Genomic DNA, 25,595 nt, shown 5'->3' with positions numbered 1-25,595 from the left:
CCCGGCACCTTACGAGGTCAGAGGGCCCGGAACTCCTTGAGCCGCCGGTACGCCTCCACCCCGTCCGGCACCCACGGCCACTCACCCAGACGCTCCTCCAGCTCCGCGTCGTCCAGGAAGGTGTGCCAGGCGACCTCCTCCGCCTGCGGGGCCACCGGCAGTTCGCACCGCACCTGGTAGACGGCGGACCACCAGGTGTGCTCGGCGCTCGTGTAGAGGAAGCGGAACAGCGGCTCGGGCGCCGGCAGGCCCGAGACGCCCAGCTCCTCCTCGGCCTCGCGCAGCGCCGCCTCGTCGTAGGACTCGCCCGCGCCCACCACCCCGCCGACGAACATGTCGTAGTGCGAGGGGAAGACCAGCTTCGTGGGCGTACGGCGGTGGACGAAGACCCGCCCCTCGGCGTCGCGGGCCTCGATGAAGACGCAGCGGTGGCGCAGGCCCCGGGCGGTCGCCTCGCCGCGCGGGGCCTGGCCGATGACCTCGTCGTTCTCGTCGACGATGTCCAGGATCTCGTCAGAAGGCGTCATGCGTTTCATCCAACAGCACCCGGGTGGTTGACGTGGCAGCGGCCGGTACCCAAGATCTGACGCACGGGTAACTTGTCATCCCGGTGCCCCGCCCCGCCCCTTCCCGACAGGATGGAACCCATGGCGTACGACGCTGATGTGATCGTGATCGGGGCAGGGCTCGCCGGACTCGTGGCCACCGCCGAGCTGGTCGACGCCGGCCGCTCCGTGATCGTCCTCGACCAGGAGCCCGAGCAGTCCATCGGCGGGCAGGCCCACTGGTCCTTCGGCGGCCTCTTCCTCGTCGACTCGCCAGAGCAGCGGCGGCTGAGGATCAAGGACAGCCGGGAGCTGGCCCTCCAGGACTGGTACGGCACCGCCGGGTTCGACCGCGAGGAGGACCACTGGCCCAAGAAGTGGGCCGAGGCGTACGTCGACTTCGCGGCCGGGGAGAAGCGCTCCTGGCTGCACCAGCAGGGGCTGCGGATCTTCCCCGTAGTCGGCTGGGCGGAGCGCGGCGGCTACGACGCGACCGGCCACGGCAACTCCGTACCCCGCTTCCACATCACCTGGGGCACCGGGCCCGGCGTCGTCGCCCCCTTCGAGCGGCGGGTCCGCGCGGGCGTCGCCAAGGGGCTCGTCCAGCTGCGGTTCCGCCACCGTGTCACGGGTCTCGCCCGCACGGCCGGGGCGCTGGACACGGTCACCGGCGAGATCCTGGAGCCGAGCGGGGCCGAGCGCGGCACCGCCTCCGGCCGGGAGGCGACCGGCGCCTTCGAGCTCAAGGCCCAGGCGGTGATCGTCACCTCCGGAGGCATCGGCGGCAACCACGACCTGGTCCGCTCCCAGTGGCCGAAGCGGCTCGGCACCCCGCCCGAGAAGCTGCTCTCCGGTGTCCCCGCCCATGTCGACGGGCTGATGCTGGGCATCGCCGAGGAGGCGGGCGCGCACCACATCAACCGCGACCGGATGTGGCACTACACCGAGGGCATCGAGAACTGGAACCCGATCTGGTCCAAGCACGCCATCCGCATCCTGCCCGGCCCCTCCTCCCTCTGGCTGGACGCCCGCGGCAAGCGGCTGCCCGTCCCGCTCTTCCCCGGCTTCGACACGCTCGGCACCCTCGAACACATCATGAAGTCGGGCCACGGCTACACCTGGTTCGTGCTCAACCAGCGCATCATCGGCAAGGAGTTCGCCCTCTCCGGCTCGGAGCAGAACCCGGACCTGACCGGCAAGTCGGTCCGCGACGTGATCGGCCGGGCCCGCGCGGACGTCCCCGCACCGGTCAAGGCGTTCATGGACCACGGCGCGGACTTCGTCGTGGAGAAGGACCTCGACGCGCTGGTCCGGGGCATGAACGCGGTGAGCGGCGACGGGCTGATCGACGTGGAGGAGCTGCGCCGCGAGATCACCGCCCGCGACCGCGAGATCGCCAACCCCTTCACCAAGGACCTCCAGGTCACCGCGATCCACGGCGCCCGCGCCTACCTGGGCGACCGCCTGATCCGTACGGCGAAACCGCACCGCATCCTGGACCCGGCGGCGGGCCCGCTCATCGCCGTACGCCTCAACATCCTGACCCGCAAGTCCCTGGGCGGCCTGGAGACGGACCTCTCCTCCCGGGTCCTCACCGCGGACGGCACTCCGCTCCCCGGCCTGTACGCGGCGGGCGAGGCGGCCGGCTTCGGCGGCGGCGGGGTCCACGGCTACCGCTCGCTGGAGGGCACGTTCCTGGGCGGCTGCATCTTCTCGGGCCGAGCAGCGGGCCGGGCGGCGGCCAGGGCCCTATAGGCCCCCGCAGATTGCGGTCCGGTCCGGCAGATCAAGCCCCTCCGGCGATCGAGGAGCGGGGGCCGGGGCAGCGCCCCGGAGCTTCACCCGGCCGAAGGCCCGCCGCGCACCCGAGGGGCCCCTCACCCCGAGGAGGCCCCGCCGTCCAACCGCTCCACCACCCGGAACCGCTCGGCCACGATCATCGTCCCGTCGTCCACCGTGAACCCCGGATCCCCCATCGCCTCCCGCATCTCCTCCCCGTGCCAGAACGCCTCGTGCCCCGCACGCCATTCGGCCACCGACCGGTAGCCCTCGCCCTCGTCCAGTGCGTGCCGCAGATCGACCTCGCCCAGCGGCAGCACCCGTACCTCGGTCAGCTCCACCACCGCCACCTCCCGCCCCTGCGAGTCGATCAGCGCGGACCGTTCGCCCACCGGCGGAAGCTCCTCCTGCTCCAGCTCGTACTCGGCCAACAGCCCGGAGGTGGAGACCTTTTCGCCGGAGAGAACCGCCGCCACCAGCCGGTCGCGCAGCGGGCCGGGGAAGGCCAGGAGGAAGGGGGGCAGGGGTTCACGGGGTTCCATACCTCCAGTGTGTCAGGCGTCACTCCGCACCCGCCCACCCCACCCGCACGCTGCGCAAACGTCTGATCACACACGACGATTTCCAGCCAACTATCCGGAAAGCGAGATGAGTTGGTAGAGACCACCTCTTGACTCGGAGCATTCCCTACCGCTTTGCTGTGCGCGATCATCTGCTCGCACACCGCGTCGAAAGAAGTCTGCGGCATGTCCCCGCCTCCGCCGCCCCTGGGCCGCTCCCGCCGCCGGGGCGGCCGCTCGGACCACGCCTTCGACCCGGCCCTGGACGACCGCGAACTGGTCGACGCGCGTAGCCAGTTCACCCAGGGGCGGTGGGGCGACGCCCGGGCCCTGCTGGTGGCCACCGGGAACGACTGGGACCGCCGGGGACACCGCCTCCTGGCCCTCGCCGAGATCCCCTCCGCCGCGGACTGGGCCGGCGACTGGCTGCTCGCCGAACCCGAGAGCGCGGACGCCACCACCCTCCTCGGCTGCGCCTGTGTCGTACGGGCCCTGCGCCCCAAGGCCAGGCCCGGAGATGTCAGCCGCGCCCGGCAGGCCTGCCTCGCCGCCGCCCGGCTCACCCCCGACGACCCCACCCCGTGGCTCGCCCTGCTCCTGCTGGACCGGGGCCGCGACGACGGCGGGGACGAGACCGGCAGGCTCTTCGAGGAGGTCCGCTCCCGCCACCCCGAGCACCACCACGCCCACCACGTGATGACCGCGCTCCTGGCCGAGAGCCACCCCGACAGCGGCCAGGACCCGCTCCACGAGGTGTACGACTTCGCCGCCTGGGCCGCCGAACAGGCCCCGGCCGACTCACCGCTGGCGGTGCTCCCGGTCGTCGCCCACGCCGAGCGCTACCGCGTACTCGTGGCGGCGGGCAGCGAGCCGGACGATCCGGTGGCCTCCGGGCACTGGTCGGGGCGGCGGGCCCGGCAGGTGATGAAGGCCGCCTTCGACTGGTGGCTGGAGTGGGAGCGCGAGGACCACCCCCGCCACCGCGTCGACCTCAACTTCCTGGCCCACGCCAAGGTCTGCGAGGGCCGGACCGCCGAGGCCGCCGCCCTCTTCCACCGCATCGGCCCGCACGCCACGGCCGCCCCCTGGTCGTACGCGGGCCGTGACCCGTACGCCGCGTTCACCGCAGCCCGCGACCACGCACTCGGCACCCCCTGACCAGGGCCTCACCCGAGAAGCGAAGACGGAACACCGAGATAGCGAAGACCGAAGAAGGGACCACCCCCGCCATGTCGACGGGCAGTTCATTTCCAGGCAAGACCCGGCAGACCGGTACCACCCGGCTGACGGGCGATACCGGCGGGATCAACACCTACAAGGGTGAGGAACGCGCCCTGCGGGCGAACCGCCTCGGCACCCCCGGACTGCTGCTCTCCGTACTCGCCGCCAGCGCCCCGCTGATGGTGGTCGCCGGGGTGATGCCCACGGTCTTCGGCGTGATGGGCATCGTCGGCCAGCCCCTGCTCTACGTCATCCTCGGCGCCGTCCTGATGCTGTTCAGCGTCGGCTACGCGGAGATGAGCCGGCACGTCCACAACGCCGGCGCCTTCTACGCGTACATCGCCCGGGGCCTCGGCCCCACGGCCGGTGCCGGCGCCTCGCTCGTGGCGCTGGTGGCGTACAGCGCGATGCAGGTCGGCATCTACGGGATCCTCGGCTTCGAGGTCTCCGTCATCTTCTCCACGTACCTCGGCATCGACGTCCAGTGGTGGATCCCCGCGCTGATCTCGGTCGTCGTGGTCGGCGTCCTCGGCTGGCTGAAGATCGACCTCAACGCCAAGGTGCTCGGCGTTCTGCTGGTCATCGAGTGCCTCCTCGTCGTGATCTTCGACATCGCCGCCGTCTCCAAGCCGGGCCCCGAGGGGCTCTCGTTCCAGGCGTTCAACCCCGAGACGCTCACCGGCGCCGGGCTCTCCACCGCGCTCTGCTTCTGCATCGCCGCGTTCGTCGGCTTCGAGCAGGCGCCCGTCTACGCCGAGGAGACCAGCCGCCCGCAGATCGTGGTCTCCCGGGTGATGTTCCTCGCGGTGGGGTACGCGGCGCTGTTCCTCGCCATCAGCTCCTGGGCCCTGACCGTCGCCGCCGGCCCCGGCTTCATCGCCGACACCTCCCTCAAGGAGGGGCCCGGCATGCTGTTCGGCCTCACCGAGGAGCGGCTCGGCGCCACTTTCACCGACGTCCTGCACATCCTCTTCGTCACCGGCATGTTCGCGGCGCTCCTCAGCTTCCACAACGTCGTCGCCCGCTATGCCTTCGCCATGGGCCGCGAGGGTCTGCTGCCCGCCCGCTTCGGCCGCACGAACCGGGCCAGCGGCGCCCCCGGCACGGGTTCGCTGCTCCAGTCCGTCATCTCCGTCGTCATCGTGCTCGCCTTCGCCTTCACCGACGACAACCACATCGGCGACCCCACCGTCCCCGTCCTGCGCCTGTTCACCTGGATGGGCAACGTCGGCGCGCTGGGCGTCATCCTGCTGATGGCCGCCGCCTCCTTCGCCGTCATCGCCTTCTTCGTCAAGCGCGGCGCGGGCCGAGCCCAGGCCCCGCGCCTGGTCGCCTCCGGCCTCGCCGGGATCGCGCTCCTGTCGATCGCCCTCTTCACCGTCCGCGACTTCGACGTCCTCGTGGGCTCCGGCTCCGGCTCGGTCCTCAACTGGCTGCTGCCCGGCGTGATCGTCCTCGCGCTCGTCGGCGGCCTGGTCTACGGAGTGGTCCTGCGCAAGGTCAAGCCCGAGGTGCACGCCCGCATCGGCCTCGGCAACGAGGCGTTCCAGCTGGAGAAGGCGGCCGAGAGCGAGGCCACCCGCCGCTGAACACCCCGTACCCCTTGCTCCGTACGCACGAAAAGCGCCCGCCCCGGTGGAATCCACCAGGGCGGGCGCTTTCCCTCTGCGCGGGGCCGCTACAGCAACAGCGACAGCAGCAGGATGAAGGCCATCGCGACCACCGAGATGATCGTCTCCATCACCGACCAGGTCTTCACGGTCTGGCCGACGTCCATCCCGAAGTACTCCTTCACCAGCCAGAACCCGGCGTCGTTCACATGGCTGAAGAAGAGCGAACCGGCGCCGACCGCCAGGACCAGCAGGGCCGCGTGGGCGGTCGGCATGTCGGCCGCGAGCGGGGCGACCAGCCCGGCGGCGGAGATCGTGGCGACCGTGGCCGAGCCGGTGGCGAGGCGGATCGCGACGGCGATCAGCCAGCCGAGCAGCAGGGCGGGGATCGACCAGTTCTCGGAGAAGTCCAGGATCATCTGGCCGACCCCGGCGTCGATCAGCGTCTGCTTGAAGCCGCCGCCCGCGCCGACGATCAGCAGGATCCCGGCGATCGGGGCGAGCGACTTCTCCACGGTCCCGGCGAGCTTGCCCCTGGTGAACCCGGCGGCCCGGCCGAGGGTGAACATGCCGAGCAGTACGGCGGCGAGCAGGGCGATCAGCGGCGAGCCGACCACGTCCGTCACCCGCTGGACGCTGTTCTCCGGGTCGTCCACCACGATCTCGACGAGCGCCTTGAGCAGCATGAGGACGACCGGCAGCAGGATCGTCACCAGGGTGGCGGCGAAGCTCGGGCGGCGGTCCAGCTCCTCGGACGGGCGCTGCGGGATCATCTTCTCCGGCGGTTCGATGTCCACCCAGCGCGCGGCGTAACGGGCGAAGACCGGACCGGCGATGATCACCGTCGGGATGGCGACCAGCACACCGAGCGCCAGCGTCACCCCGAGGTTGGCGTCCAGGGCGTCGATCGCGACCAGCGGGCCGGGGTGCGGCGGGATGAGCCCGTGCATCACGGAGAGTCCGGCCAGCGCCGGGATGCCGATCCGCATCAGGGAGAAGTTGCCGCGCTTGGCGACGAGCAGCACCACCGGGATCATCAGCACGATCCCGACCTCGAAGAAGAGCGGCAGACCGATGATCGAGGCGATGAGGACCATCGCCCACGGCATCGCTCCACGGCTCGCCTTCGCCAGGATGGTGTCGACGATCTGGTCCGCTCCGCCCGAGTCCGCGAGCAGCTTGCCCAGGATGGCGCCGAGCGCGATGAGGACGCCGACGCTCGCGACGGTGGAGCCGAGGCCCGCGGTGAAGCTGGCGATCGTGTCGGCCGGGGCCGCTCCGGCGAAGGAGCCGAGCGCCAGCGAACCGACGGTCAGCGCCAGGAACGCGTGCATCTTGAGCTTGGTGATCAGGAGAACGATGACGGCGATGCCCGCCAGTACGGCGATGCCCAACTGCGCGTTGCCTGCCGAGGTGATCGGTTCGGCGGCGTCCGCTGCCAGCATCTCGACGCTGAGACTGGTCACGGTGATGATCCTTAGCTGTCGAGTCGTCGCAGCGCGGCGACGGCTCGCTGGGTGATTTCCTCGGGGGTGCCGGACACATCGACGTCCACCCCGGCCTCGTCGGCCTGGAGCGGCTGCAACGTCGCGAACTGCGAGTCGAGGAGCGCGGTGGGCATGAAGTGGCCCTTGCGGTCCGCCATCCGCTCCTCGATCAGTGCCCGGTCGCCGGTCAGATGCAGAAAGAGGGCGTCGGGCGCCCCGGCCCGCAGCCGGTCCCGGTAGGACCGCTTGAGGGCCGAGCTGGAGACGACCCCGCCGAGCCCCGCCCGCCCGTGCGCCCACTCACCGATGGCATCCAGCCAGGGCCACCGGTCGTCGTCGTCCAGGGGGGTGCCGGCCGACATCTTCTCGATGTTCGCCGGGGGGTGGAAGTCGTCGCCCTCGGCGTACGGAACGCCGAGTTCGGCGGCGAGCAGGGGACCGATCGTGGTCTTGCCGGTTCCTGCCACGCCCATCACCACGACGACGTGGGGGGTGCTCATGGGTGCCTCGCTGTCTTCTTCGACATCGGTCCGTCGCGCTACTGAAACCTATTAGGTACGACTTATTCAAGAGTCTGTGACGCATACGTCGTACTTTTTGTTCCCGAGGGCCGCCCCGTAGGCTTGACCCATGACCACACAGAGCCAGGGGCTGCATACACATGTGCTGGACACCCTGGGTCTGGAGATTTCCTCCGGCCAGTGCCCGCCCGGCAGCGTCCTGCGCACCGACGAGCTGGCCCAGCGCTTCGACGTCTCCCGTACGGTCGTCCGCGAAGTCGTCCGGGTCCTGGAGTCCATGCACCTGGTCGAGTCCCGCCGCCGGGTCGGGGTGACCGTCCGCCCCACCGAGACCTGGAACGTGTACGACCCCCAGGTCATCCGCTGGCGTCTGGCCGGCGCCGACCGCCCCCGCCAGCTGCGCTCCCTCACCGTGCTGCGCTCGGCCATCGAACCGGTCGCCGCCTCCCTCGCCGCCCGCCACGCCACCGCCGAGCAGTGCGCCGAGCTCACCGAACGCGCCCTCGGCATGGTCGCCACCTCGCGCGGCCAGCAGCTGGAGGGCTACCTCGAACACGACATCGCCTTCCACCGGGTCGTCCTCAACGCCTCCGGCAACGAGATGTTCGCCCGCCTCGGGGACGTCGTCGCCGAGGTCCTGGCCGGCCGCACCCACCACCAGGTGATGTTCGAGGACCCCGACCCGGCCGCGGTCACCCTCCACGTACGGCTGGCCGAGGCGGTCCGCGAGGGCGACCCGGAAGCGGCCGAGCGCATCACCAAGGAGATCGCGGTCGGCGCCCTGCACGAACTGGACGTGCTGGCTCCCTAGGGGGTGTCCCGAGGCGTACGGTGGTCGGCGTTCGATCTTCGCGAAGCGCGGGAGCAGGGAGACCAGGGTTATGCCACAGCAGGTGCAAGGGGTCATCGCACCGGGAAAGAACGAGCCGGTCAGGGTCGAGACGATCGTGATCCCGGACCCCGGTCCCGGGGAGGCCGTCGTCAAGATCCAGGCGTGCGGCGTCTGCCACACCGACCTGCACTACAAGCAGGGCGGGATCAACGACGAGTTCCCCTTCCTCCTCGGCCACGAGGCGGCGGGCGTCGTGGAGTCGGTCGGCGAGGGCGTCACCGACGTCGCCCCCGGTGACTTCGTCATCCTCAACTGGCGTGCGGTGTGCGGGCAGTGTCGTGCCTGCCTGCGCGGCCGCCCCTGGTACTGCTTCGACACCCACAACGCGAAGCAGAAGATGACGCTGCTGGACGGCACGGAGCTGTCGCCCGCCCTCGGCATCGGCGCCTTCGCGGAGAAGACCCTCGTCGCCTCCGGCCAGTGCACCAAGGTCGACCCCGAGGTGGCCCCCGAGGTCGCCGGTCTCCTCGGCTGCGGCGTCATGGCGGGCATCGGCGCCGCCATCAACACCGGCCAGGTCGGCCGCGGCGACTCCGTCGCCGTCATCGGCTGCGGCGGCGTCGGCGACGCGGCGATCGCCGGGGCCCGCCTCGCGGGAGCGGCGAAGATCATCGCGGTCGACATCGACGACCGCAAGCTGGAGACGGCGAAGAAGATGGGTGCCACCCACACCGTCAACTCCCGCTCCGACGACCCGGTCGAGGCGATCCGCGCCCTCACCGACGGCAACGGCGCCGACGTCGTCATCGAGGCCGTCGGCCGCCCGGAGACGTACGAACAGGCCTTCTACGCCCGCGACCTGGCCGGAACGGTCGTCCTCGTCGGCGTCCCCACCCCGGACATGAAGCTCGAACTGCCGCTCCTGGACGTGTTCGGCCGCGGCGGCTCGCTCAAGTCCTCCTGGTACGGCGACTGCCTGCCCTCCCGCGACTTCCCGATGCTCGTCGACCTCCACCAGCAGGGCCGCCTCGATCTCGCCGCCTTCGTCACCGAGACCATCGGCCTGGGCGACATCGAGCAGGCCTTCGGCCGGATGCACGACGGCGACGTCCTCCGCTCGGTGGTGGTCTTCTGATGGCCGCCCGCATCGACCACCTGGTCACCTCCGGCACCTTCGCCCTCGACGGCGGCGAGTGGGACGTCGACAACAACGTCTGGATCATCGGCGACGACACCGAGGCGATCGTCATCGACGCCGCCCACGACGCCGCCGCCATCGAGGCCGCACTCGGCGGCCGTACGCTGCGCGCCATCGTCTGCACCCACGCGCACAACGACCACATCGACGCCGCCCCGGCCCTCGCCGAGGCCACCGGCGCCCCGATCCTGCTCCACCCGGACGACCTTCCGCTCTGGCAGCAGACCCACCCGGACCGCGCCCCCGACGGAACCCTGACCGACGGACAGGAACTCACCGTCGCGGGCACCACCCTCACGGTCCTGCACACCCCGGGCCACGCCCCCGGCGGCGTCTGCCTCTACGCCCCCGAGCTGGCCACGGTCTTCACCGGTGACACGCTCTTCCAGGGCGGCCCGGGCGCCACCGGCCGGTCGTTCTCGGACTTCCCGACGATCATCGACTCGATCAGGGACCGGCTGCTCACGCTCCCGGGCGACACCACGGTCCGCACGGGCCACGGCGACCCCACCACCATCGGCGCGGAAGCACCGCAGCTGGACGACTGGATCAAGCGCGGCCACTGAGCACCGCCTACGTCATCCCTCCGGCCAGGCGGAGAGCCGCAGCCCGCTCTCGAAGCGGCGCGGCTCCCCGCTGACCGGATCGGTGAACTCCAGCCGCCGCGCCAGCAGCTGGAGCGGCCGTGAGAAGTCCTCCCCGGCCCCCTCCGGCTCCACCACCGGATACAGCGGATCGTGGACGATCGGCACCCCCAGCGCGTTCATATGGACCCGCAGCTGATGCGTCCGCCCGGTGGCGGGCACCAGCCGGTAGCGCCCCAGCCCGCCCCGCCGCTCCAGCAGCTCCACGTGACTCTCACTGTTCGCCTCACCCGGCTCCTCCCGGGCGGCGAGCACCCCGCGCTCCTTCACGATCCGGCTGCGTACGGTCCGGGGGAGGGCCAGCTCCGGGTCGTACGGGGCCACCGCCTCGTACTCCTTGCGCACCAGCCGGTCCCGGAACAGCGTCTGGTACGCGCCCCGCTCCTCCGGCCGCACCACGAACAGCACGAGCCCCGCCGTCAGCCGGTCCAGCCGGTGCGCGGGCTGGAGCGCGGGCACCCCCAGCTCCCGCCGCAGCCGGGCCACCGCGGTCTGGGTGATGTGCCGCCCCCGGGGCGTGGTCGCGAGGAAGTGCGGCTTGTCGGCGACCACGAGATGCGCGTCCCGGTGGACGATCCCGATCGGGAAGGGCACCGGCTCCTCGGCCGCGAAGTCCCGGTGGAACCAGAGGCTCCGCCCGGCGGTGTACGGCTCGTCGCCCCGTACAGCTCTCCCGTCGGCCCCCACGAACCGCCCCGCGCCGATCATCGCCGCGACCCTCCCAGCCCCGACCGCCCCGCCGAACCGCGCGACCAGATGCTCCCCGACGCTCGCCCAGAGCCCATCGGGATCTTCCGGCAGCCGCACCCGCACGGCATCGATCCCGTCCCGCTGGGGGAGGGGAGCGGCGGACACCTTCCTACGGCCCCTCATCGTCGCCCCTTTTCCGCCGAACCCGGTGACGCAAAAGAGCCCCACCGAAGTGGGGCTCCTGCTGGTGTCCGAGGGGGGACTTGAACCCCCACGCCCGATAAAGGGCACTAGCACCTCAAGCTAGCGCGTCTGCCATTCCGCCACCCGGACAAGGTGTCTGTCTCGCGGGCCCTTGCCCGTTCCGACGTGGAAAACCATAGCAAACATTCGGGGGTGCTCGATCACGCCCCGATGGCTGTGAACGGTGCGTGACGGGGGGTGCACGGCCTTGGGTGTGGGCCGTGGGCGCGGGAGGATGAAGGGGAGCACCACAGCGACAGCGGAAGGAAGCAGCGTGAGCGAGAGCAGCACGGGCAGCACCGTCAGCGGCGGCAACGCCGAGAGGGAGGTCGTGGACCTCTGTCGTGACCTGATCCGGATCGACACCAGCAACTACGGCGACCACTCCGGCCCCGGTGAGCGGCTCGCCGCCGAGTACGTGGCGGAGAAGCTCGCCGAGGTCGGTCTGGAGCCGCAGATCTTCGAGTCGCACAAGGGCCGCGCTTCCACCGTCGCCCGGATCGAGGGCGAGGACCCCTCCCGGCCCGCGCTGCTCATTCACGGGCACACCGATGTCGTCCCGGCCAACGCGGCGGACTGGACCCATGACCCGTTCTCCGGGGAGATCGCCGACGGCTGCGTCTGGGGCCGGGGCGCGGTCGACATGAAGGACATGGACGCGATGACCCTCGCGGTCGTACGCGAGCGGATGCGCACCGGCCGCAAGCCCCCGCGCGACATCGTGCTGGCCTTCGTCGCGGACGAGGAGGCGGGCGGTACGTACGGGGCCCGCTACCTCGTCGACAACCACCCGGGGCTCTTCGAGGGCGTCAACGAGGCGATCAGCGAGGTCGGCGGATTCTCGTTCACCGTCAACGAGAACCTGCGCCTCTACCTGGTGGAGACGGCCCAGAAGGGCATGCACTGGATGAAGCTCACCGTGGACGGCACCGCCGGGCACGGTTCGATGATCCACAAGGACAACGCCATCACGGAGCTGTCCGAGGCGGTCGGGCGGCTCGGGCGGCACAAGTTCCCGGTGCGGGTCACCAAGACGCTGCGGCACTTCCTGGACGAGCTCTCGGACGCGCTCGGCACCGAGCTGGACCCGGAGAACATGGACGAGACGCTCGCCAAGCTGGGCGGCATCTCCAAGCTGATCGGTGCCTCCCTCCAGAACACCGCCAACCCCACCCAGCTCGGCGCGGGCTACAAGGTCAACGTGATCCCGGGCCAGGCCACCGCCCACGTCGACGGCCGGTACCTGCCGGGGTACGAGGAGGAGTTCCTCGCCGACCTGGACCGGATCCTGGGCCCCAACGTGAAGCGCGAGGACGTGCACGCCGACAAGGCGCTGGAGACCACGTTCGACGGCGCCCTGGTCGATGCCATGCAGACCGCGCTGGTCGCCGAGGACCCGATCGCCCGGGCGGTGCCGTACATGCTCTCGGCCGGCACCGACGCCAAGTCCTTCGACGACCTGGGCATCCGCGGCTTCGGCTTCGCCCCGCTGAAGCTGCCGCCGGAGCTGGACTTCGCCGGGATGTTCCACGGCGTCGACGAGCGCGTCCCGGTCGACGGCCTCCAGTTCGGCGTGCGGGTGCTCGACCGGTTCATCGACAACTGCTGACCGGGCCCGCACGAACCGCCGACCGGTCCCGTACGCAATTCGACTGCCTGTGCGTACGTGACCGAAAGGGTGAAACGCGGTGTTTACGCGTAGCCCCGCCCCGCCCTCCTCGTTACAAGGTTTGCGGTCCGCGGCTGGGACCGCACTTTCCAACTAGGAGGAATCATGATCAAGAAGGTCGTCGCAGTTGCGGCTGCCACCGGTGGCCTCGTTCTCGCGGGTGCGGGCATGGCTTCCGCCGACGCGGGCGCCCAGGGTGCGGCCATCGGCAGCCCCGGCGTGCTCTCCGGCAACGTCGTCCAGGTCCCGGTCCACGTGCCGATCAACCTGTGCGGCAACACGGTCTCCGTGATCGGGCTGCTGAACCCCGCCTTCGGCAACACCTGCGTCAACGCCTGACGCTGGTCGTAACCCGTAAGGGTTTGAGCTCGGCCGGTCCCGGAGTGCGTGCCATGCACTCCGGGACCGTTCGGCATTCGGCTCCCGCACGGTCATGTCCGGGGGTTTTTCGGAAGGCAGAAGGCAGGAAACGAACCTATGCGACAGGTCACTCGTAAAGGCCTGATCACCATGGCGGCGGCGGGCGGGGTCCTCGCTCTCAGTGGCGGCTACGCCCACGCCGACGCCGGGGCGGCCTCGGCGGCCACGGGCTCGCCGGGCGTGCTGTCCGGCAACTCGGTCTCGGTCCCGATCGACATCCCGGTCAACGTCTGCGGCAACTCGGTCACCGTCGGCGGTCTCATCAACCCCACCTTCGGAAACGACTGCGAGAACGGGTCGGCGCAGTCGCGCCAGGACTCCGGACCGCAGAACCGTATCGGCGGCGGCTCCGCCGACGGGGCCCAGGCCGGCAACGGCGCGCAGGCGGGGAACACCACCGCGACGGACCGGCACGGCGAGCCCGGCACGGGCCGCCACCGGGCCGGCGGCGCGGGTGCGGAGGGGGTCGCCCAGGGCTCGCCCGGCATCCTCTCCGGCAACGCGGTCCAGGCGCCCATCAGCGTCCCCGTGAACGTCTGCGGCAACAGCGTCTCCGTGATCGGGCTGCTGAACCCGACCTTCGGCAACAGCTGCTCCAACGACGCCGAGCCGCCGCCCCCGCCGCCGGAGGAGCCGGAGAAGCCCCCGGTCACGCCCGAGACGCCGGAGACGCCGGTCGAGCCGCCGGCCAACCAGCCGCCCGAGCCGAACGTCCCCGGGCCCCAGCTCGAGCCGGAGGAGCAGCTCGCACAGACCGGCGCGGGGGGCATGGAGATGCTCATCCCGGCCAGCGCCGGACTGCTGCTCGCCGGGATGGGATCGGTGCTCTACCGCCGCTCCCGCAGCGCCGCCTGATCCAGGCGCGCACACCGGGCAGCACAGCAGGACGCACCACGGACGGGCCCCGCATCAGCGGGGCCCGTTCCCTGTGGTGAGGTGGCGCGTAACCCTGTCACCAGGTGGCGCGTAGCTGACGGATGATCCGTCGGCGCAGCCGCACCCTCCGGCTGCCGTCACGGCGCAGCGTCAGGCGGTCCAGCTCCCAGTGTCCGTACTCGGCGTGGTCGGTCAGCAGTCGGGCCGCTTCCTTGCGGGAGACCCCGCGCGGCACATACACGTCGACAAATTCGTATTCCGGCATCGCATCTATTGTGCGGGCAGAGCCCCGGTACGGATAGCGTCTGCACTATGTCTGATGCTGCGCAGCCCACCGCTGCCGAGGTACGTGCCGCCGCCGAGGCGGTCAAAGCCGCGATCGACCGTCACCTCGAGGCGGTCGAACGCCGTACCGGGGACGACGACCCCGCCGTCTACGAAGCGTTCAACTCACTGGCCGCTGCGGCCGAGGTCTACGACGAGCTCCTCTACGACCGCTACGACGAGGTCACCCCCTTCGAGATCCCCGGCGCGGACGACTCCCTGCCGCCCTACGCCGGACCCGCCGAGCCCAGCGCGCTGAGTGTGCTGATCCGGCGCGACTACGCGGTCGCGGAGCCCCCGCGCCTGCTCGCCCAGGCCCAGCGCCTCGCCGACATCGACGCCGGACCCGGTGTGGACGGGATCACCACCCCGGTGGTCGGCACCAGTGTCCATGCCGCGCTCGGCATGCTCTTCGGGGAGTACGAACCGGACGAGATCGCCTCCCGGCACAAGGAGTTCGGCCTGGAGGAGGGCGACTCCACCCTCTGGGTCTCCGCCGCCGAGGCGCTGCCCGAGCCGGGGGAGTGGCTCGGCGCCCCGTTCGAGGACGCCGATCCCGAGCTGGTGGTGTGCCGCTTCGACGTCAGCGCCGTCTTCGACGAGGAGGAGCTGGACGAGGAACTCGACGAGCCGGCGGCCGGCCGCGCGTGACATGACAGCGGGCCCCGGCGTATCCCGCCGGGGCCCGCTGTCATGCGTCGCTCAGGAAGCCGCGTCGGGCGTCGGGAGCGCCTCGAGCAGCGGGCGCAGCCGGGTCGTCCGCTCCTGGGCCGGGATCTGCGCCACCGCGTGCGGGAGCGCCTGGTCCACCCCGTGCACCACGGACAGATGCCGCTCGCCCCGGCCGAACGCGGTGTACACCCACGGCCGGCTCAGCCCCGCCGCCGCGTCGCCCGGCAGCACCACCACCGCGGCGGGCCAGCGCATCCCGGCCGCCTGGTGGGCACTGAGCGCCCAGCCGTGCCGCACCGCCGACTCCACCCGCTCCTGCGGTACGACGACGGGGACGCCGCCGCACTCCAGGTGCAGCCCCTCGGCGTCGGCCGAGCGCACCACCCCGGGCACCGCACGGCCGGGCGCGGGGACATGGATCACCCGGTCGCCCGGGTCGAACCCGCCGAACCGGCCGGGCCCCGGGTTGAGCCGCTGCTTCAGGGCCTCGTTCAGCACCCGGGTCCCGGCCGCCCCGCCATGGCCCACCGTGATGACCTGGGTCTCCGTGGCGGGGATGGAGAAGGCCCGGGGCACCGAGTCCGCGACCAGCTGCACCGTGCGGTGGACCGCCTCACCCGCATCGCGGACCGGGACGATCACGACCTCCTTGCCGGGGGCCTCCACCTGGGTCAGCTCGCCGATACCGATCCCGGAGACCAGCTCGCCGATCGGGCCGGGATCCGGCGTACGGGAGACGACCTGCGGGCACGCCCGTGCGGCCAGCACATCGGCGAAGACCCGCCCGGCGCCCGCCGAGCCCAGCACACCGGGGTCACCGCTCAGCACCAGCCGTACGCCGTCCGCCAGGGCCTCGACCAGGACGGCCGCGCCCTCCACGTCCAGCTGCGGGGCGTCCAGCACCACCAGCAGGTCCAGGGCGAGCGCCCCGTCCTCGTCGCGGCCGGGGCCCTCGGTGCCGGAGAGCAGCCCGGCCAGGGTGACCGCCGCGTCCGGAGAGCCGACCGCGTCCGCCAGCCGTCGGCGGCCGTCCTCGCTGTGGGTGGCGCCCAGGGCCCGCAGCCCCAGGCCCCGCGCCGCCGCGATCAGGGCGGCGGGCTCGGCCCGGGCCGCCTCGCCGCCGCTGTGTGCGACGAGCCCGGCGGTGGCCGTCGTACGGATCAGCTCGGCGGCCGAGGGGGAGGGCGCGGCGGCAGCCGCCTCCGCCCAGTCGGCGCCCTTCTCGCAGGCGTTCATGAGGCGGGCCAGGCCGTCGGCGAGGCTCTCCTCGGCCAGTGCGTAACGGTCCAGGCCCAGCAGCACCTGGACCGGCTCCGGGGTCTCGGGCTCCTCGCCCTCCGCCGGGGCCTCGGGCTCATCGTCGAACCCGGCCTCCGCGCCCTCCTGGAAGACCAGGGCGACACCCTCCTCCACCGCGTTGCGCACGGCCTCCTCCGGGTCGCTCACCGCACGCTCGGCGAGCGCCGCCCGGACCGCCTCGGCGTCCAGCGCCGTGTGGCCCTGGAGGGCGGCGCGCTCCAGCAGCCAGCCGACCAGGGCCGCGGTGCGGCGCCCGTCGTCCGGGCCGCACGCGGAGCCCAGCAGGGCCCGGGCGAAGCCGTCCGCCTGCTCGGGCCGGACGCCCGGCACGGCCAGCAGCTGCCAGGGGTCGGCGCGGAGCAGTTCGGCGGCCTGCTCGCCCAGGGTCGCGGTGGCGGGGCGGGCCAGGGCCTCGGGGGCGCCGCCCTCGGTGAGGACCGCCCGCACCGCGTCCACGGCCTCGGGCGGGGCGGCCCGGTCGGCGGCGGGAGCGGTGGGGGCCGGAGCGGGGCGCTGGGGCTGTCCGGCGGGGGCCGGTGCGGGGCGGCGGGGCGCGGGGGCGGCGGCGGGGGAGTCGAAGAACTCCGTGCCCGCCTTCTCACCGCTCTCCACGGCCCGGACCGCCGCGAGCAGGTCGGCGGCGGTGCCGCTCAGCTTCGTACCGGCGGCGACGGGGCCCTCCTTCTCGGCCTTGCGCTTCGCGATCTTCTCGCGCAGCTCACGCTGGGCGGCCAGCTCGGCCTGCGCCTCGGAGAGTGCGGCGGCGACCGGAGCGTCGGCCTCCTGGCCGGTGGACGCGTCACCGGAGGGTGCGGCACCGGCCGGCGGGTCCTCCGCAGAGGCCTCCGCGTCGGAGCTGTCCGCTGCGGGCTGCTCGGAGTCCACCGGCTCCTCGGCCTCAGCGGTCCCGGTGGCGTCGGCGGACGCCTCGGCCCCCTGAGGCTCGGCGTCGGGCGCTTCGGTGTGCGCGGGGCCTTCGGCGTCGGTGACCGCCGGGGGCTCGGCGCCCTCCGGCGTGTCCGTGCCGACGGTGCCGGGGGTCTCCCCGGGAAGCGCAGTCACAGCGTGCTCCAGTCCTGGTCGGGATAGCGGTGCACGGGCGCCGACACATCGTCGAGCGCCTGGCAGATCTCGTAGGGAAGACTAAGCGCCTCCACTGACAAAGCCTCCGCGAGCTGCCCGGCGTTGCGCGCACCGACGATCGGGGCCACCACCCCGGGGCGGTCCCGCACCCAGGCCAGCGCCACCTGGAGGGGGCTCGTCGCGAGCCCGTCGGCCGCCGTCGCCACGGCGTCGGTGATCCGGGCCGCCGCGTCGTCCAGATACGGCTCCACGAACGGGGCGAGCCGCTCGGAGGCGCCCCGGGAGTCCGACGGGGTGCCCTGGCGGTATTTGCCGGTCAGCACGCCACGGCCCAGCGGCGAGGAGGGCAGCAGCCCGATCCCGAGGTCCAGCGCGGCGGGCAGCACCTCCCTCTCGATGCCCCGCTGGAGCAGCGAATACTCCATCTGCGTACTGGCCAGCCTCGTGCGCACCCCGGGCGCGGCGAGCTGCCAGGTGGCGGCCTTGGCCAGCTGCCAGCCGCAGAAGTTCGACACGCCCGCGTAGCGGACCCGGCCGGAGGAGACGGCCAGGTCGACCGCCTGGAGCGTCTCCTCCAACGGGGTCTCCGGGTCGAAGGCGTGGATCTGCCACAGGTCCACGTAGTCCGTGCCGAGCCGCTCCAGCGAGGCGTCCAGGGCGGCCAGCAGGTGCCCGCGCGAGCCGTTGAAACGGCGGTAGGGGTCGGGGACGTTCCCCGCCTTTGTGGCGACGACCAGATCCTCGCGCGGCACCAGGCTGCCGACGAGCCGCCCGAGCAGGTATTCCGCCTCCCCGCCCCCGTACACATCGGCGGTGTCCACCAGGGTGCCGCCCGCGTCCCAGAAGGCCTTGAGCTGGTCGGCGGCGTCGTGCTCGTCGGTGTCCCGGCCCCAGGTGAGGGTGCCGAGCCCGATCCGGGACACGCGTAGGCCGGTGCGGCCGAGATGCCTCTGCTCCATGGGCGCTGAGATTACTGGCCAAGGCCCCACGGGGTGCAGGCCTGTGGACAACGGGAGGTCGCGCGGGCCTGCCGGATCGCCGCCACCCGCGCTAGAGTCCCCAGGAAGGGACGTTACTGATCAGTAAGGGGAGCGGCTATGCGGCTCGGCATCAATCTCGGTTACTGGGGCGCGGGCATGGACGGCGACAACCTCGCCGTCGCCCAGGAGGCCGACCGGCTCGGCTACGACGTCTGCTGGGCCGCCGAGGCCTACGGCTCGGACGCACCGACCGTGCTGACCTGGGTCGCGGCCCAGACCGAATCCATCGACGTCGGCTCCGCGATCATGCAGATCCCGGCCCGCCAGCCCGCCATGACCGCGATGACCGCCGCCACCCTCGACTCGCTCTCCGGCGGCCGCTTCCGGCTCGGCCTCGGCGTCTCGGGCCCGCAGGTCTCCGAGGGCTGGTACGGCGTCAAGTTCGACAAGCCGCTGGCCCGCACCCGCGAGTACGTGGAGATCGTCCGCAAGGCGATGACCCGCGAGCGGCTCTCCTACGAGGGGCAGCACTGGACGCTGCCGCTGCCCGGCGGCCCCGGCAAGCCGATCAAGCTGACCGTCCACCCGGAGCGCGAGCACATCCCGCTCTACATCGCCGCGATCGGCCCCAAGAACCTGGAGCAGACGGGCGAGATCGCCGACGGCGCCCTCCTGATCTTCCCCTCCGCCGACCACTTGGAGGAGACCGCGCTCACCTATCTGCGCGCGGGCCGGGAGAAGGCCGGGAAGACCATGGAGGGCTTCGACGTCTCCCCGACGCTGCCGCTCGCCATCGGCGACGACGTCAAGGGCCTCGCCGACATGTTCCGCCCGTACACCGCCCTGTACGTCGGCGGCATGGGCAGCCGGAAGCAGAACTTCTACAACCAGCTCGCGCAGCGCATGGGGTACGAGAAGGAGGCCGCCGAGATCCAGGACAAGTACCTGGACGGGGACAAGGCCGGGGCGGCCGCCGCCGTACCGCACCAGCTGATCGACCAGACCACGCTGCTCGGCCCCGTCGAGAGGATCGCCGAGCGGATGCAGGCGTACGCCGCCGCCGGGGTCACCACGCTCAACCTCGCCCCCGCCGGCTTCACCCTGGAGGAGCGGCTCACCGCTCTGCGCGCCGGTACGGACGCCCTGGAGCGCTCCGGACTCGCGTAACGCCTGCGGGCAGCACTACGGCCGTGGTGGGGGCTCGGGGGTCTTCCCCGCCACGGCCGTCACCGGGAACAACGCGCCGTACGCCCTGTGGTTACGCCGGGCCGCGCGGCCGGCCCCGTGCCCGCACCGCCGTTGCTCCGGTTGCCGACTGACCCCCGGCGCATTTGACTGCTGCTCCGCGCACTACTGCCCGGCGGCGTTCGCCAGACGGGGACCGGTACGGAGGTGGCCGTCATGCTCTCAGCCCGCAGCCTTTTCCAGGAGATCCTGGACGACGACGAGGCCTACCGGCTCTTCTGCTCCATCGCCGCCAGCGGGGAGTCCCAGGGCGGCTGGGAGAACGCCCGGATCGCCGCGCTGGTCCCCGAGAGCCGCCGCTCCCTGGCCCCGAGGATCGTGCGGCACGGCGCCGACGAGGACAAGCACGGCCGGATCTTCAACGCCCTCCTGAAGAAGCGCGGGCTGCGACCGGCCGACGTCCCGCCGGAGACCGACTACACGATGCTCCTGGAGCAGCAGGGCATCGGCCTCGCCCACTCCCGGCTGCGCGGCGAGGAACGCCTCACCGAGCGCGACATCATCACCTATCTGGCCCACAGCAGGATCACCGAGCAACGCGCCTCGGAGCAGATGCGGCTGCTGCGGCGGTACTTCTCCGACCACCCCGACATCGGCCGTGCGGTGCGGATGATCTCCGACGACGAGGACAACCACCTCGCCTACTGCCACGAGGAGCTGCTGCGGCTCGCCCGGGAGGGCCACGGCCGCACCATCCAGCGGATCATGCGCGAGTGCGCCCTGGCGGAGATCAGGGTCTACCGCGACGTCAGCCTCGCGGTCATGGACCACATGGGCCGGCTGCTGGGCTGGCCGCGCCCCAAGGCCGCCGCGCTCGCCGCCGGAATCCACGCGGTGTACGCGTACGAGCGCTTGGTCGGCTGGCGGCGCATGGTGAGCCTGGAGATGCCCGAGCGGCGCGACGCGCTCGGTGGCCGGGCCGTACCGGAACCTGAGTACGCGTGACCCTTTACGCGCACGCGTGCCCCATGAGCACGCGTGTCATCTCACTGCTCGCGCGCGAGCCTCACAGCCATCCGCGCCGCTTGAACTGGCGGTGGAGGCCGACCACCGCCACGGTCATGAACAGGATGACCGCCGGATAGGTCCACGCCCAGTGCAGCTCCGGCATGTGGTCGAAGTTCATGCCGTAGATGCCCGCCACCATCGTCGGGACGGCGGCCATCGCCGCCCACGCCGAGATCTTGCGCATGTCGTCGTTCTGCCGCACCCCCATCTGCGCGAGATGGGCCGAGAGGATGTCCGACAGCAGCCGGTCCAACCCCTCCACCTGCTCGTTGACCCGAGTCAGATGGTCGGCCACGTCACGGAAGAACGGCTGCGCCTCCTGGTGGACGAACGGCACCCCGGCCCCCGCGAGCCGGGTCATCGGCGCCGTCAGCGGGCCGGTGGCCCGGCGGAACTCCAGGACCTGCCGCTTGAACGTGTAGATGCTCGCCGCCGTGTTCGAGGAGTCGCCGGTCCCGCTCGGGGCGAAGACCTCGGTCTCCAGCTCCTCCAGGTCCACCTGGAGCTCACCGGCCACGTCGATGTAGTGGTCCACCACCGCGTCGCTGATCGCGTAGAGCACGGCGGTCGGCCCGTGCGCCAGTATCTGCGGGTCCGCCTCCAGGCGGCTGCGCACATCCGCCAGCGGGGCGCTGTCACCGTGCCGGACCGTCACCACGAACGAGTCCCCGATGAAGATCATCAGTTCGTCGGCGCTCACCGTGTCGCTCTTCGACTCGTAGACGACGGGCTTCAGCACCGCGAACAGGGAGTCGTCGTACACCTCCAGCTTGGGGCGCTGATGCGCGCGCAGCGCGTCCTCGATCGCGAGCGGGTGCAGCCCGAACTCGTGGCGCACCAGGTCGAATTCCCGCTCGGTCGGCTCGTGCAGGCCGATCCAGAGGAAGGCGTCGTCGGACTTCCGCGCCTGGTCGAGGGCGGCGGAGAAGTCGTCGGGCCCATCGGTCCGGCGGCCGTCCTGGTAGATGGCACAGTCCACGATCATTTAGGCATCCTTGGGAGGTTAAGGACCACAACGTACAAGGTGGGCGGGGGTCAGGTCACCGCACCCTCCTGCCCCGTGACGGCCGTCCTCGCACCCGCGCCCGTGAGACATCTAGGCTGACGGGTATGCCCACGCTGATCCTCGTACGCCACGGACGCTCCACCGCCAACACCGCCGGAGTGCTCGCTGGCCGCACCCCCGGGGTCCTCCTCGACGAGCGCGGCACCGAGCAGGCCGCCGCCCTGCCGGCGCGGCTCTCCGCGCTCGCCCTCGTCGCCGCCGTCACCAGCCCCCTGGAGCGCTGCCGCCAGACGCTCCAGCCGCTCATCGACGCCCGGCCCGGGCTGCCCGTGCACCCCGAGGAGCGGATCAGCGAGTGCGACTACGGCGACTGGTCGGGCCGCAAGCTCGCCGAGCTCTCCGACGAACCGCTGATGTCCGTCGTCCAGCAGCACCCCTCCGCCGCGGCCTTCCCCGGCGGCGAGTCGATGCGCGCCATGCAGGCCCGCGCCGTCGACGCCGTACGCGACTGGAACGACCGCGTCGAGGCGGAGCACGGCGAGGACGCCACGTACGTCATGTGCTCGCACGGCGACATCATCAAGTCCCTCGTCGCCGACGCCCTCGGCATGCATCTGGACCTCTTCCAGCGCATCCACGTGGACCCCTGCTCGGTCACCGCGATCCGCTACACCCGGCTGCGCCCCTTCCTCCTGCGGGTCGGCGACACGGGCGATCTCACCCCGCTGGCGCCGCGCGAACAGTCCGTCGGGGCGGACGCCGCGCCGTCCGGTGCGGGTGACGCCACGTCGGACGCGGCGGTCGGGGGCGGCGGGGGCGCGCCGTGATCTCCGCGGGCAGTAGGGTGGACGCGCCGTAGCGCCGCTATCCACCCCCAACGATTCTCAAGGGAGACAGGACGTGTCCCGTCAGGTGTTCCTCTACGACCCACCGGACCGATTCGTGGCCGGTACGGTCGGGTTGCCTGGCCGCCGTACGTTTTTCCTCCAGGCCTCCTCCAAGGGGCGGGTCACCAGCGTCGCCCTGGAGAAGACCCAGGTAGCCGCCCTGGCCGAGCGGATCGACGAACTGCTGGACGAGGTCGTCCGGCGCACCGGGGGCAACTCGCCGGTGCCCGCCGTCGCTCCCACCGACGTCACCGACACCGCCCCCCTGGACGTCCCTGTCGAGGAGGAGTTCCGGGTCGGCACCATGGCCCTGGCCTGGGACGGCGACGAGCAGCGCATGATCGTCGAGGCGCAGGCCCTCGTCGAACTCGACGCGGACTCCGAGGACGACCTCGCGGAGGCCGAGGAGAAGCTCCTCCAGGACGAGGAGAACGGCCCGCCGATGCTCCGCGTCCGGCTCAGCGGTGCCCAGGCCCGCGCGTTCGCCAAGCGCGCCCTGGACGTCGTCAACGCCGGCCGCCCGCCGTGCCCGCTGTGCAGCCTGCCGCTCGATCCGGAAGGACACGTATGCCCGCGCCAGAACGGATACCGTCGCGGAGCCTGACGGAGACCGAGCTGCTCACCCTGCTCACCGAGGGCACGCTCACCGTGCTCGGGCAGGTCGGCGGGGCCTCCAACGCGGTGCTGCACTGCGCGGTGGCGTACGAGGGCGAGGAGGTCACCTGCGCCTACAAGCCGGTCGCGGGCGAGCAGCCGCTGTGGGACTTCCCGGACGGGACGCTCGCGCAGCGGGAGGTGGCCGCGTACGAGATCTCCCGGGCGACCGGGTGGGGCCTGGTGCCGCCCACCGTGCTGCGGGACGGGCCGTACGGCGAGGGCATGTGCCAGCTCTGGATCGACGGGCCCGGACCCGGTGAGGAGCCGCCCGAGCTGCTGGCCCTCGTCGAGGGCGACGAGCCGGGCGATGGCTGGAAGGCCGTGGGCTTCGCCGATGTGGGGGAGGGGAGGACCGCGCTGCTGGTGCACGCGGACGACCCCCGGCTGCGGCGGCTCGCGGTGCTGGACGCGGTGATCAACAACGGTGACCGCAAGGGCGGCCATCTGCTGCCGGCCCCCGGCGGGCTGCTGTACGGCATCGACCACGGGGTCACCTTCAACGCGGACGACAAGCTGCGCACCCTCCTGTGGGGCTGGGCCGGCGAGCCGCTCACCGAGGAGGCGCTGCGGGTGCTCGCGCTGCTCGCCGGGGAGCTGGCGGCGGGCGAGCCCCTGGCCACCCGGATGGCCCAACTCATCACGGGGGCCGAGCTGGAGGCCCTCCGGGCGCGGGTGGCGGGGCTGCGGGACAGCGGGGTGCACCCGAAGCCGAGCGGCCAGTGGCCGCCGATCCCGTGGCCACCGGTGTAGCGGACCCCGGCAAGCCTCGGTGAACGCCCTGGCCGTACAGCCTTTCGAAGGTTTACCGCAAGAGTGCCTCTTCGGACAGGAATCCGGATCCGGTTCGTATCCGGAAGCATCGTCCGGTTACGCTCATGACATGCATGCCTGGCCCGCTTCTGAGGTCCCCGCCCTGCCTGGCAAGGGCCGCGACCTTCGGATCCACGACACCGCGACCGGCGGACGGATCACCCTTGACCCCGGTCCCGTCGCCCGCATCTACGTCTGCGGCATCACGCCGTACGACGCGACCCACATGGGTCATGCGGCGACCTACAACGCGTTCGACCTCGTTCAGCGCGTGTGGCTCGACACCAAGCGGCAGGTTCACTACGTCCAGAACGTGACCGACGTGGACGATCCGCTCCTGGAGCGGGCCGTGCGCGACGGTCAGGACTGGACCGAGCTCGCGGAGCGCGAGACGGCACTCTTCCGCGAGGACATGACCGCCCTGCGGATGCTGCCCCCGCAGCACTACATCGGAGCGGTCGAGGCCATACCGGGCATCGTTCCCCTCGTCGAACGGCTGCGGGAGGCGGGCGCCGCCTACGACCTCGAAGGCGACGTCTACTTCTCCGTCGACGCCGACCCGCACTTCGGCGAGGTCTCCGGCCTCGACGCGGCGGCGATGCGCCTGCTCTCCGCCGAGCGCGGCGGCGACCCCGAGCGCCCCGGCAAGAAGAACCCCCTCGACCCGATGCTCTGGATGGCCGCCCGCCCGGGCGAGCCGAGCTGGGACGGGGCCTCCCTGGGCGAGGGCCGCCCGGGCTGGCACATCGAGTGCGTCGCGATCGCCCTGGACCACCTCGGGATGGGCTTCGACATCCAGGGCGGCGGTTCCGACCTCGCCTTCCCGCACCACGAGATGGGCGCCTCGCACGCCCAGGCGCTGACCGGCGAGCACCCGTTCGCCAAGGCGTACGTCCACGCCGGCATGGTCGGTCTCGACGGCGAGAAGATGTCCAAGTCCAAGGGCAACCTCGTCTTCGTCTCCACCCTGCGCCGCGAGGGCGTCGACCCGGCGGCCATCCGCCTCGCGCTGCTCTCCCACCACTACCGCGCCGACTGGGAGTGGACCGACCAGGTCCTCGCCGACGCCGTGGAGCGCCTCGCCCGCTGGCGCGCTGCGGTCTCGCGCCCTGACGGGCGGTCGGCCGACGCCCTGGTCGAGGAGGTCCGCGAAGCCCTCGCGGACGACCTGGACACGCCCTCGGCGCTCGCCGCCGTGGACCGCTGGGCCGAGCTCCAGAGCGCGGAGGGCGGTACGGACGAGGGGGCGCCCGGCCTCGTCTCCCGTACCGTCGACGCCCTGCTGGGGGTCGCGCTGTAGCACGGAGGGCGGCCCGCCGCCGCCCGATC

25 protein-coding genes and 1 tRNA gene are annotated in these 25,595 nt (G+C 72.0%); 16 read left to right on the top strand and 10 right to left on the bottom strand.

Translation table 11 applies throughout. From position 1 onward, the window contains the following. Positions 1-17: 17 nt before the first annotated feature. On the bottom strand, positions 18-527 hold the full coding sequence (locus GTY67_RS04855; protein ID WP_161277883.1) for an NUDIX domain-containing protein: 510 nt from the start codon (positions 525-527) through the stop codon (positions 18-20). Between the two features lie 120 nt (positions 528-647). On the opposite strand from GTY67_RS04855, the gene GTY67_RS04850 reads away from it, so the two are divergent. Beyond that, a complete protein-coding gene (locus GTY67_RS04850; protein ID WP_161277882.1) occupies positions 648-2,300 on the top strand; it encodes an FAD-binding dehydrogenase in 1,653 nt (550 codons plus the stop codon). Positions 2,301-2,422: 122 nt separating this feature from the next. Here GTY67_RS04850 and GTY67_RS04845 read toward each other — a convergent pair whose 3' ends face one another. Beyond that, complete coding sequence (locus GTY67_RS04845) at positions 2,423-2,866, bottom strand: ASCH domain-containing protein (RefSeq protein WP_093685909.1); 444 nt, start codon at positions 2,864-2,866, stop codon at positions 2,423-2,425. 204 nt (positions 2,867-3,070) lie between these two features. Between GTY67_RS04845 and GTY67_RS04840 the strand changes: the two genes are divergently transcribed. Together GTY67_RS04840 and GTY67_RS04835 are read left to right on the top strand one after the other, a co-directional pair. Further along, positions 3,071-4,042 carry a hypothetical protein gene (locus GTY67_RS04840; RefSeq protein WP_093685910.1) on the top strand — a complete coding sequence of 324 codons (972 nt, stop codon included), beginning with the start codon at positions 3,071-3,073 and terminating at the stop codon, positions 4,040-4,042. A gap of 71 nt (positions 4,043-4,113) precedes the next feature. Then, complete coding sequence (locus GTY67_RS04835; RefSeq protein WP_093685911.1) at positions 4,114-5,694, top strand: APC family permease; 1,581 nt, start codon at positions 4,114-4,116, stop codon at positions 5,692-5,694. Positions 5,695-5,783: 89 nt separating this feature from the next. Here the strand turns inward: GTY67_RS04835 and GTY67_RS04830 are convergent, their stop codons facing one another. Continuing rightward, a complete protein-coding gene (locus GTY67_RS04830) occupies positions 5,784-7,181 on the bottom strand; it encodes a gluconate:H+ symporter (RefSeq protein WP_161277881.1) in 1,398 nt (465 codons plus the stop codon). A gap of 11 nt (positions 7,182-7,192) precedes the next feature. After that, positions 7,193-7,702, bottom strand: a complete 510-nt coding sequence (locus tag GTY67_RS04825) for a gluconokinase (protein ID WP_093685913.1) — start codon at positions 7,700-7,702, stop codon at positions 7,193-7,195. Positions 7,703-7,832: 130 nt separating this feature from the next. On the opposite strand from GTY67_RS04825, the gene GTY67_RS04820 reads away from it, so the two are divergent. The 3 genes from GTY67_RS04820 to GTY67_RS04810 all read left to right on the top strand — a co-directional run bounded on the left by GTY67_RS04820 (position 7,833) and on the right by GTY67_RS04810 (position 10,319). After that, positions 7,833-8,534 (top strand): FCD domain-containing protein, encoded by a 702-nt coding sequence (locus GTY67_RS04820; protein WP_161277880.1) that lies wholly within the window; start codon positions 7,833-7,835, stop codon positions 8,532-8,534. Between the two features lie 70 nt (positions 8,535-8,604). Then, on the top strand, positions 8,605-9,690 hold the full coding sequence (locus GTY67_RS04815) for an S-(hydroxymethyl)mycothiol dehydrogenase (protein WP_161277879.1): 1,086 nt from the start codon (positions 8,605-8,607) through the stop codon (positions 9,688-9,690). Beyond that, on the top strand, positions 9,690-10,319 hold the full coding sequence (locus GTY67_RS04810) for an MBL fold metallo-hydrolase (RefSeq protein ID WP_161277878.1): 630 nt from the start codon (positions 9,690-9,692) through the stop codon (positions 10,317-10,319). Before GTY67_RS04815 ends, GTY67_RS04810 begins: the two co-directional genes overlap by 1 nt. Positions 10,320-10,331: 12 nt before the next feature. On the opposite strand, the gene GTY67_RS04805 is transcribed toward GTY67_RS04810, so the two are convergent. After that, positions 10,332-11,270: an RluA family pseudouridine synthase gene (locus GTY67_RS04805; RefSeq protein ID WP_161277877.1), complete on the bottom strand. Its 939-nt coding sequence runs from the start codon at positions 11,268-11,270 to the stop codon at positions 10,332-10,334. Positions 11,271-11,332: 62 nt separating this feature from the next. Then, positions 11,333-11,420, bottom strand: a tRNA-Leu gene (locus GTY67_RS04800). Positions 11,421-11,604: 184 nt separating this feature from the next. On the opposite strand from GTY67_RS04800, the gene GTY67_RS04795 reads away from it, so the two are divergent. The 3 genes from GTY67_RS04795 to GTY67_RS04785 all read left to right on the top strand — a co-directional run bounded on the left by GTY67_RS04795 (position 11,605) and on the right by GTY67_RS04785 (position 14,274). After that, a complete protein-coding gene (locus GTY67_RS04795; protein WP_093685918.1) occupies positions 11,605-12,939 on the top strand; it encodes a M20/M25/M40 family metallo-hydrolase in 1,335 nt (444 codons plus the stop codon). A 165-nt stretch (positions 12,940-13,104) separates the two neighbouring features. Beyond that, positions 13,105-13,338 carry a chaplin ChpH gene (gene chpH, locus GTY67_RS04790; RefSeq protein WP_015607544.1) on the top strand — a complete coding sequence of 78 codons (234 nt, stop codon included), beginning with the start codon at positions 13,105-13,107 and terminating at the stop codon, positions 13,336-13,338. A gap of 138 nt (positions 13,339-13,476) precedes the next feature. Next, on the top strand, positions 13,477-14,274 hold the full coding sequence (locus GTY67_RS04785) for a chaplin (protein ID WP_093685919.1): 798 nt from the start codon (positions 13,477-13,479) through the stop codon (positions 14,272-14,274). A 97-nt stretch (positions 14,275-14,371) separates the two neighbouring features. Here the strand turns inward: GTY67_RS04785 and GTY67_RS04780 are convergent, their stop codons facing one another. After that, positions 14,372-14,560: a DUF5703 family protein gene (locus GTY67_RS04780; protein ID WP_003970138.1), complete on the bottom strand. Its 189-nt coding sequence runs from the start codon at positions 14,558-14,560 to the stop codon at positions 14,372-14,374. Between the two features lie 47 nt (positions 14,561-14,607). Between GTY67_RS04780 and GTY67_RS04775 the strand changes: the two genes are divergently transcribed. Further along, the gene (locus tag GTY67_RS04775) at positions 14,608-15,270 is read left to right on the top strand and encodes a hypothetical protein (protein ID WP_093685920.1); all 663 of its coding nucleotides are present in this window, start codon (positions 14,608-14,610) and stop codon (positions 15,268-15,270) included. A gap of 51 nt (positions 15,271-15,321) precedes the next feature. On the opposite strand, the gene GTY67_RS04770 is transcribed toward GTY67_RS04775, so the two are convergent. Next, entirely contained in the window at positions 15,322-17,652 is a 2,331-nt protein-coding gene (locus GTY67_RS04770) for a helix-hairpin-helix domain-containing protein (RefSeq protein WP_161277876.1), read from the bottom strand. Then, complete coding sequence (locus tag GTY67_RS04765; protein WP_093691564.1) at positions 17,649-18,632, bottom strand: aldo/keto reductase; 984 nt, start codon at positions 18,630-18,632, stop codon at positions 17,649-17,651. The genes GTY67_RS04770 and GTY67_RS04765 overlap by 4 nt, the downstream gene beginning before the upstream one ends. A 138-nt stretch (positions 18,633-18,770) precedes the next feature. On the opposite strand from GTY67_RS04765, the gene GTY67_RS04760 reads away from it, so the two are divergent. Next, positions 18,771-19,820 carry an LLM class F420-dependent oxidoreductase gene (locus GTY67_RS04760; protein WP_161277875.1) on the top strand — a complete coding sequence of 350 codons (1,050 nt, stop codon included), beginning with the start codon at positions 18,771-18,773 and terminating at the stop codon, positions 19,818-19,820. 234 nt (positions 19,821-20,054) lie between these two features. Continuing rightward, entirely contained in the window at positions 20,055-20,843 is a 789-nt protein-coding gene (locus GTY67_RS04755) for a hypothetical protein (RefSeq protein WP_093691568.1), read from the top strand. A 61-nt stretch (positions 20,844-20,904) separates the two neighbouring features. Here GTY67_RS04755 and corA read toward each other — a convergent pair whose 3' ends face one another. After that, positions 20,905-21,891, bottom strand: a complete 987-nt coding sequence (gene corA / locus GTY67_RS04750) for a magnesium/cobalt transporter CorA (protein WP_093691570.1) — start codon at positions 21,889-21,891, stop codon at positions 20,905-20,907. A 125-nt stretch (positions 21,892-22,016) separates the two neighbouring features. Here corA and GTY67_RS04745 point away from each other — a divergent pair, with 125 nt between their 5' ends. The 4 genes from GTY67_RS04745 to mshC all read left to right on the top strand — a co-directional run bounded on the left by GTY67_RS04745 (position 22,017) and on the right by mshC (position 25,566). Further along, a complete protein-coding gene (locus GTY67_RS04745) occupies positions 22,017-22,739 on the top strand; it encodes a histidine phosphatase family protein (RefSeq protein ID WP_093691572.1) in 723 nt (240 codons plus the stop codon). Between the two features lie 73 nt (positions 22,740-22,812). Next, positions 22,813-23,403 (top strand): DUF3090 domain-containing protein, encoded by a 591-nt coding sequence (locus GTY67_RS04740; protein WP_018515374.1) that lies wholly within the window; start codon positions 22,813-22,815, stop codon positions 23,401-23,403. Further along, positions 23,367-24,206, top strand: coding sequence for an SCO1664 family protein (locus GTY67_RS04735; protein ID WP_161277874.1), 840 nt, complete (start codon positions 23,367-23,369; stop codon positions 24,204-24,206). The genes GTY67_RS04740 and GTY67_RS04735 overlap by 37 nt, the downstream gene beginning before the upstream one ends. A gap of 130 nt (positions 24,207-24,336) precedes the next feature. After that, positions 24,337-25,566 (top strand): cysteine--1-D-myo-inosityl 2-amino-2-deoxy-alpha-D-glucopyranoside ligase, encoded by a 1,230-nt coding sequence (mshC, locus tag GTY67_RS04730; RefSeq protein ID WP_093691576.1) that lies wholly within the window; start codon positions 24,337-24,339, stop codon positions 25,564-25,566. Positions 25,567-25,595 lie beyond the last annotated feature (29 nt).

The sequence above is a fragment of the Streptomyces sp. SID8374 genome, assembly GCF_009865135.1.
Taxonomy (GTDB): Bacteria; Actinomycetota; Actinomycetes; order Streptomycetales; family Streptomycetaceae; genus Streptomyces.
The sequence above is the reverse complement of the archived record's forward strand: the minus strand, read 5'-3'. Positions and strand labels throughout refer to the sequence as shown.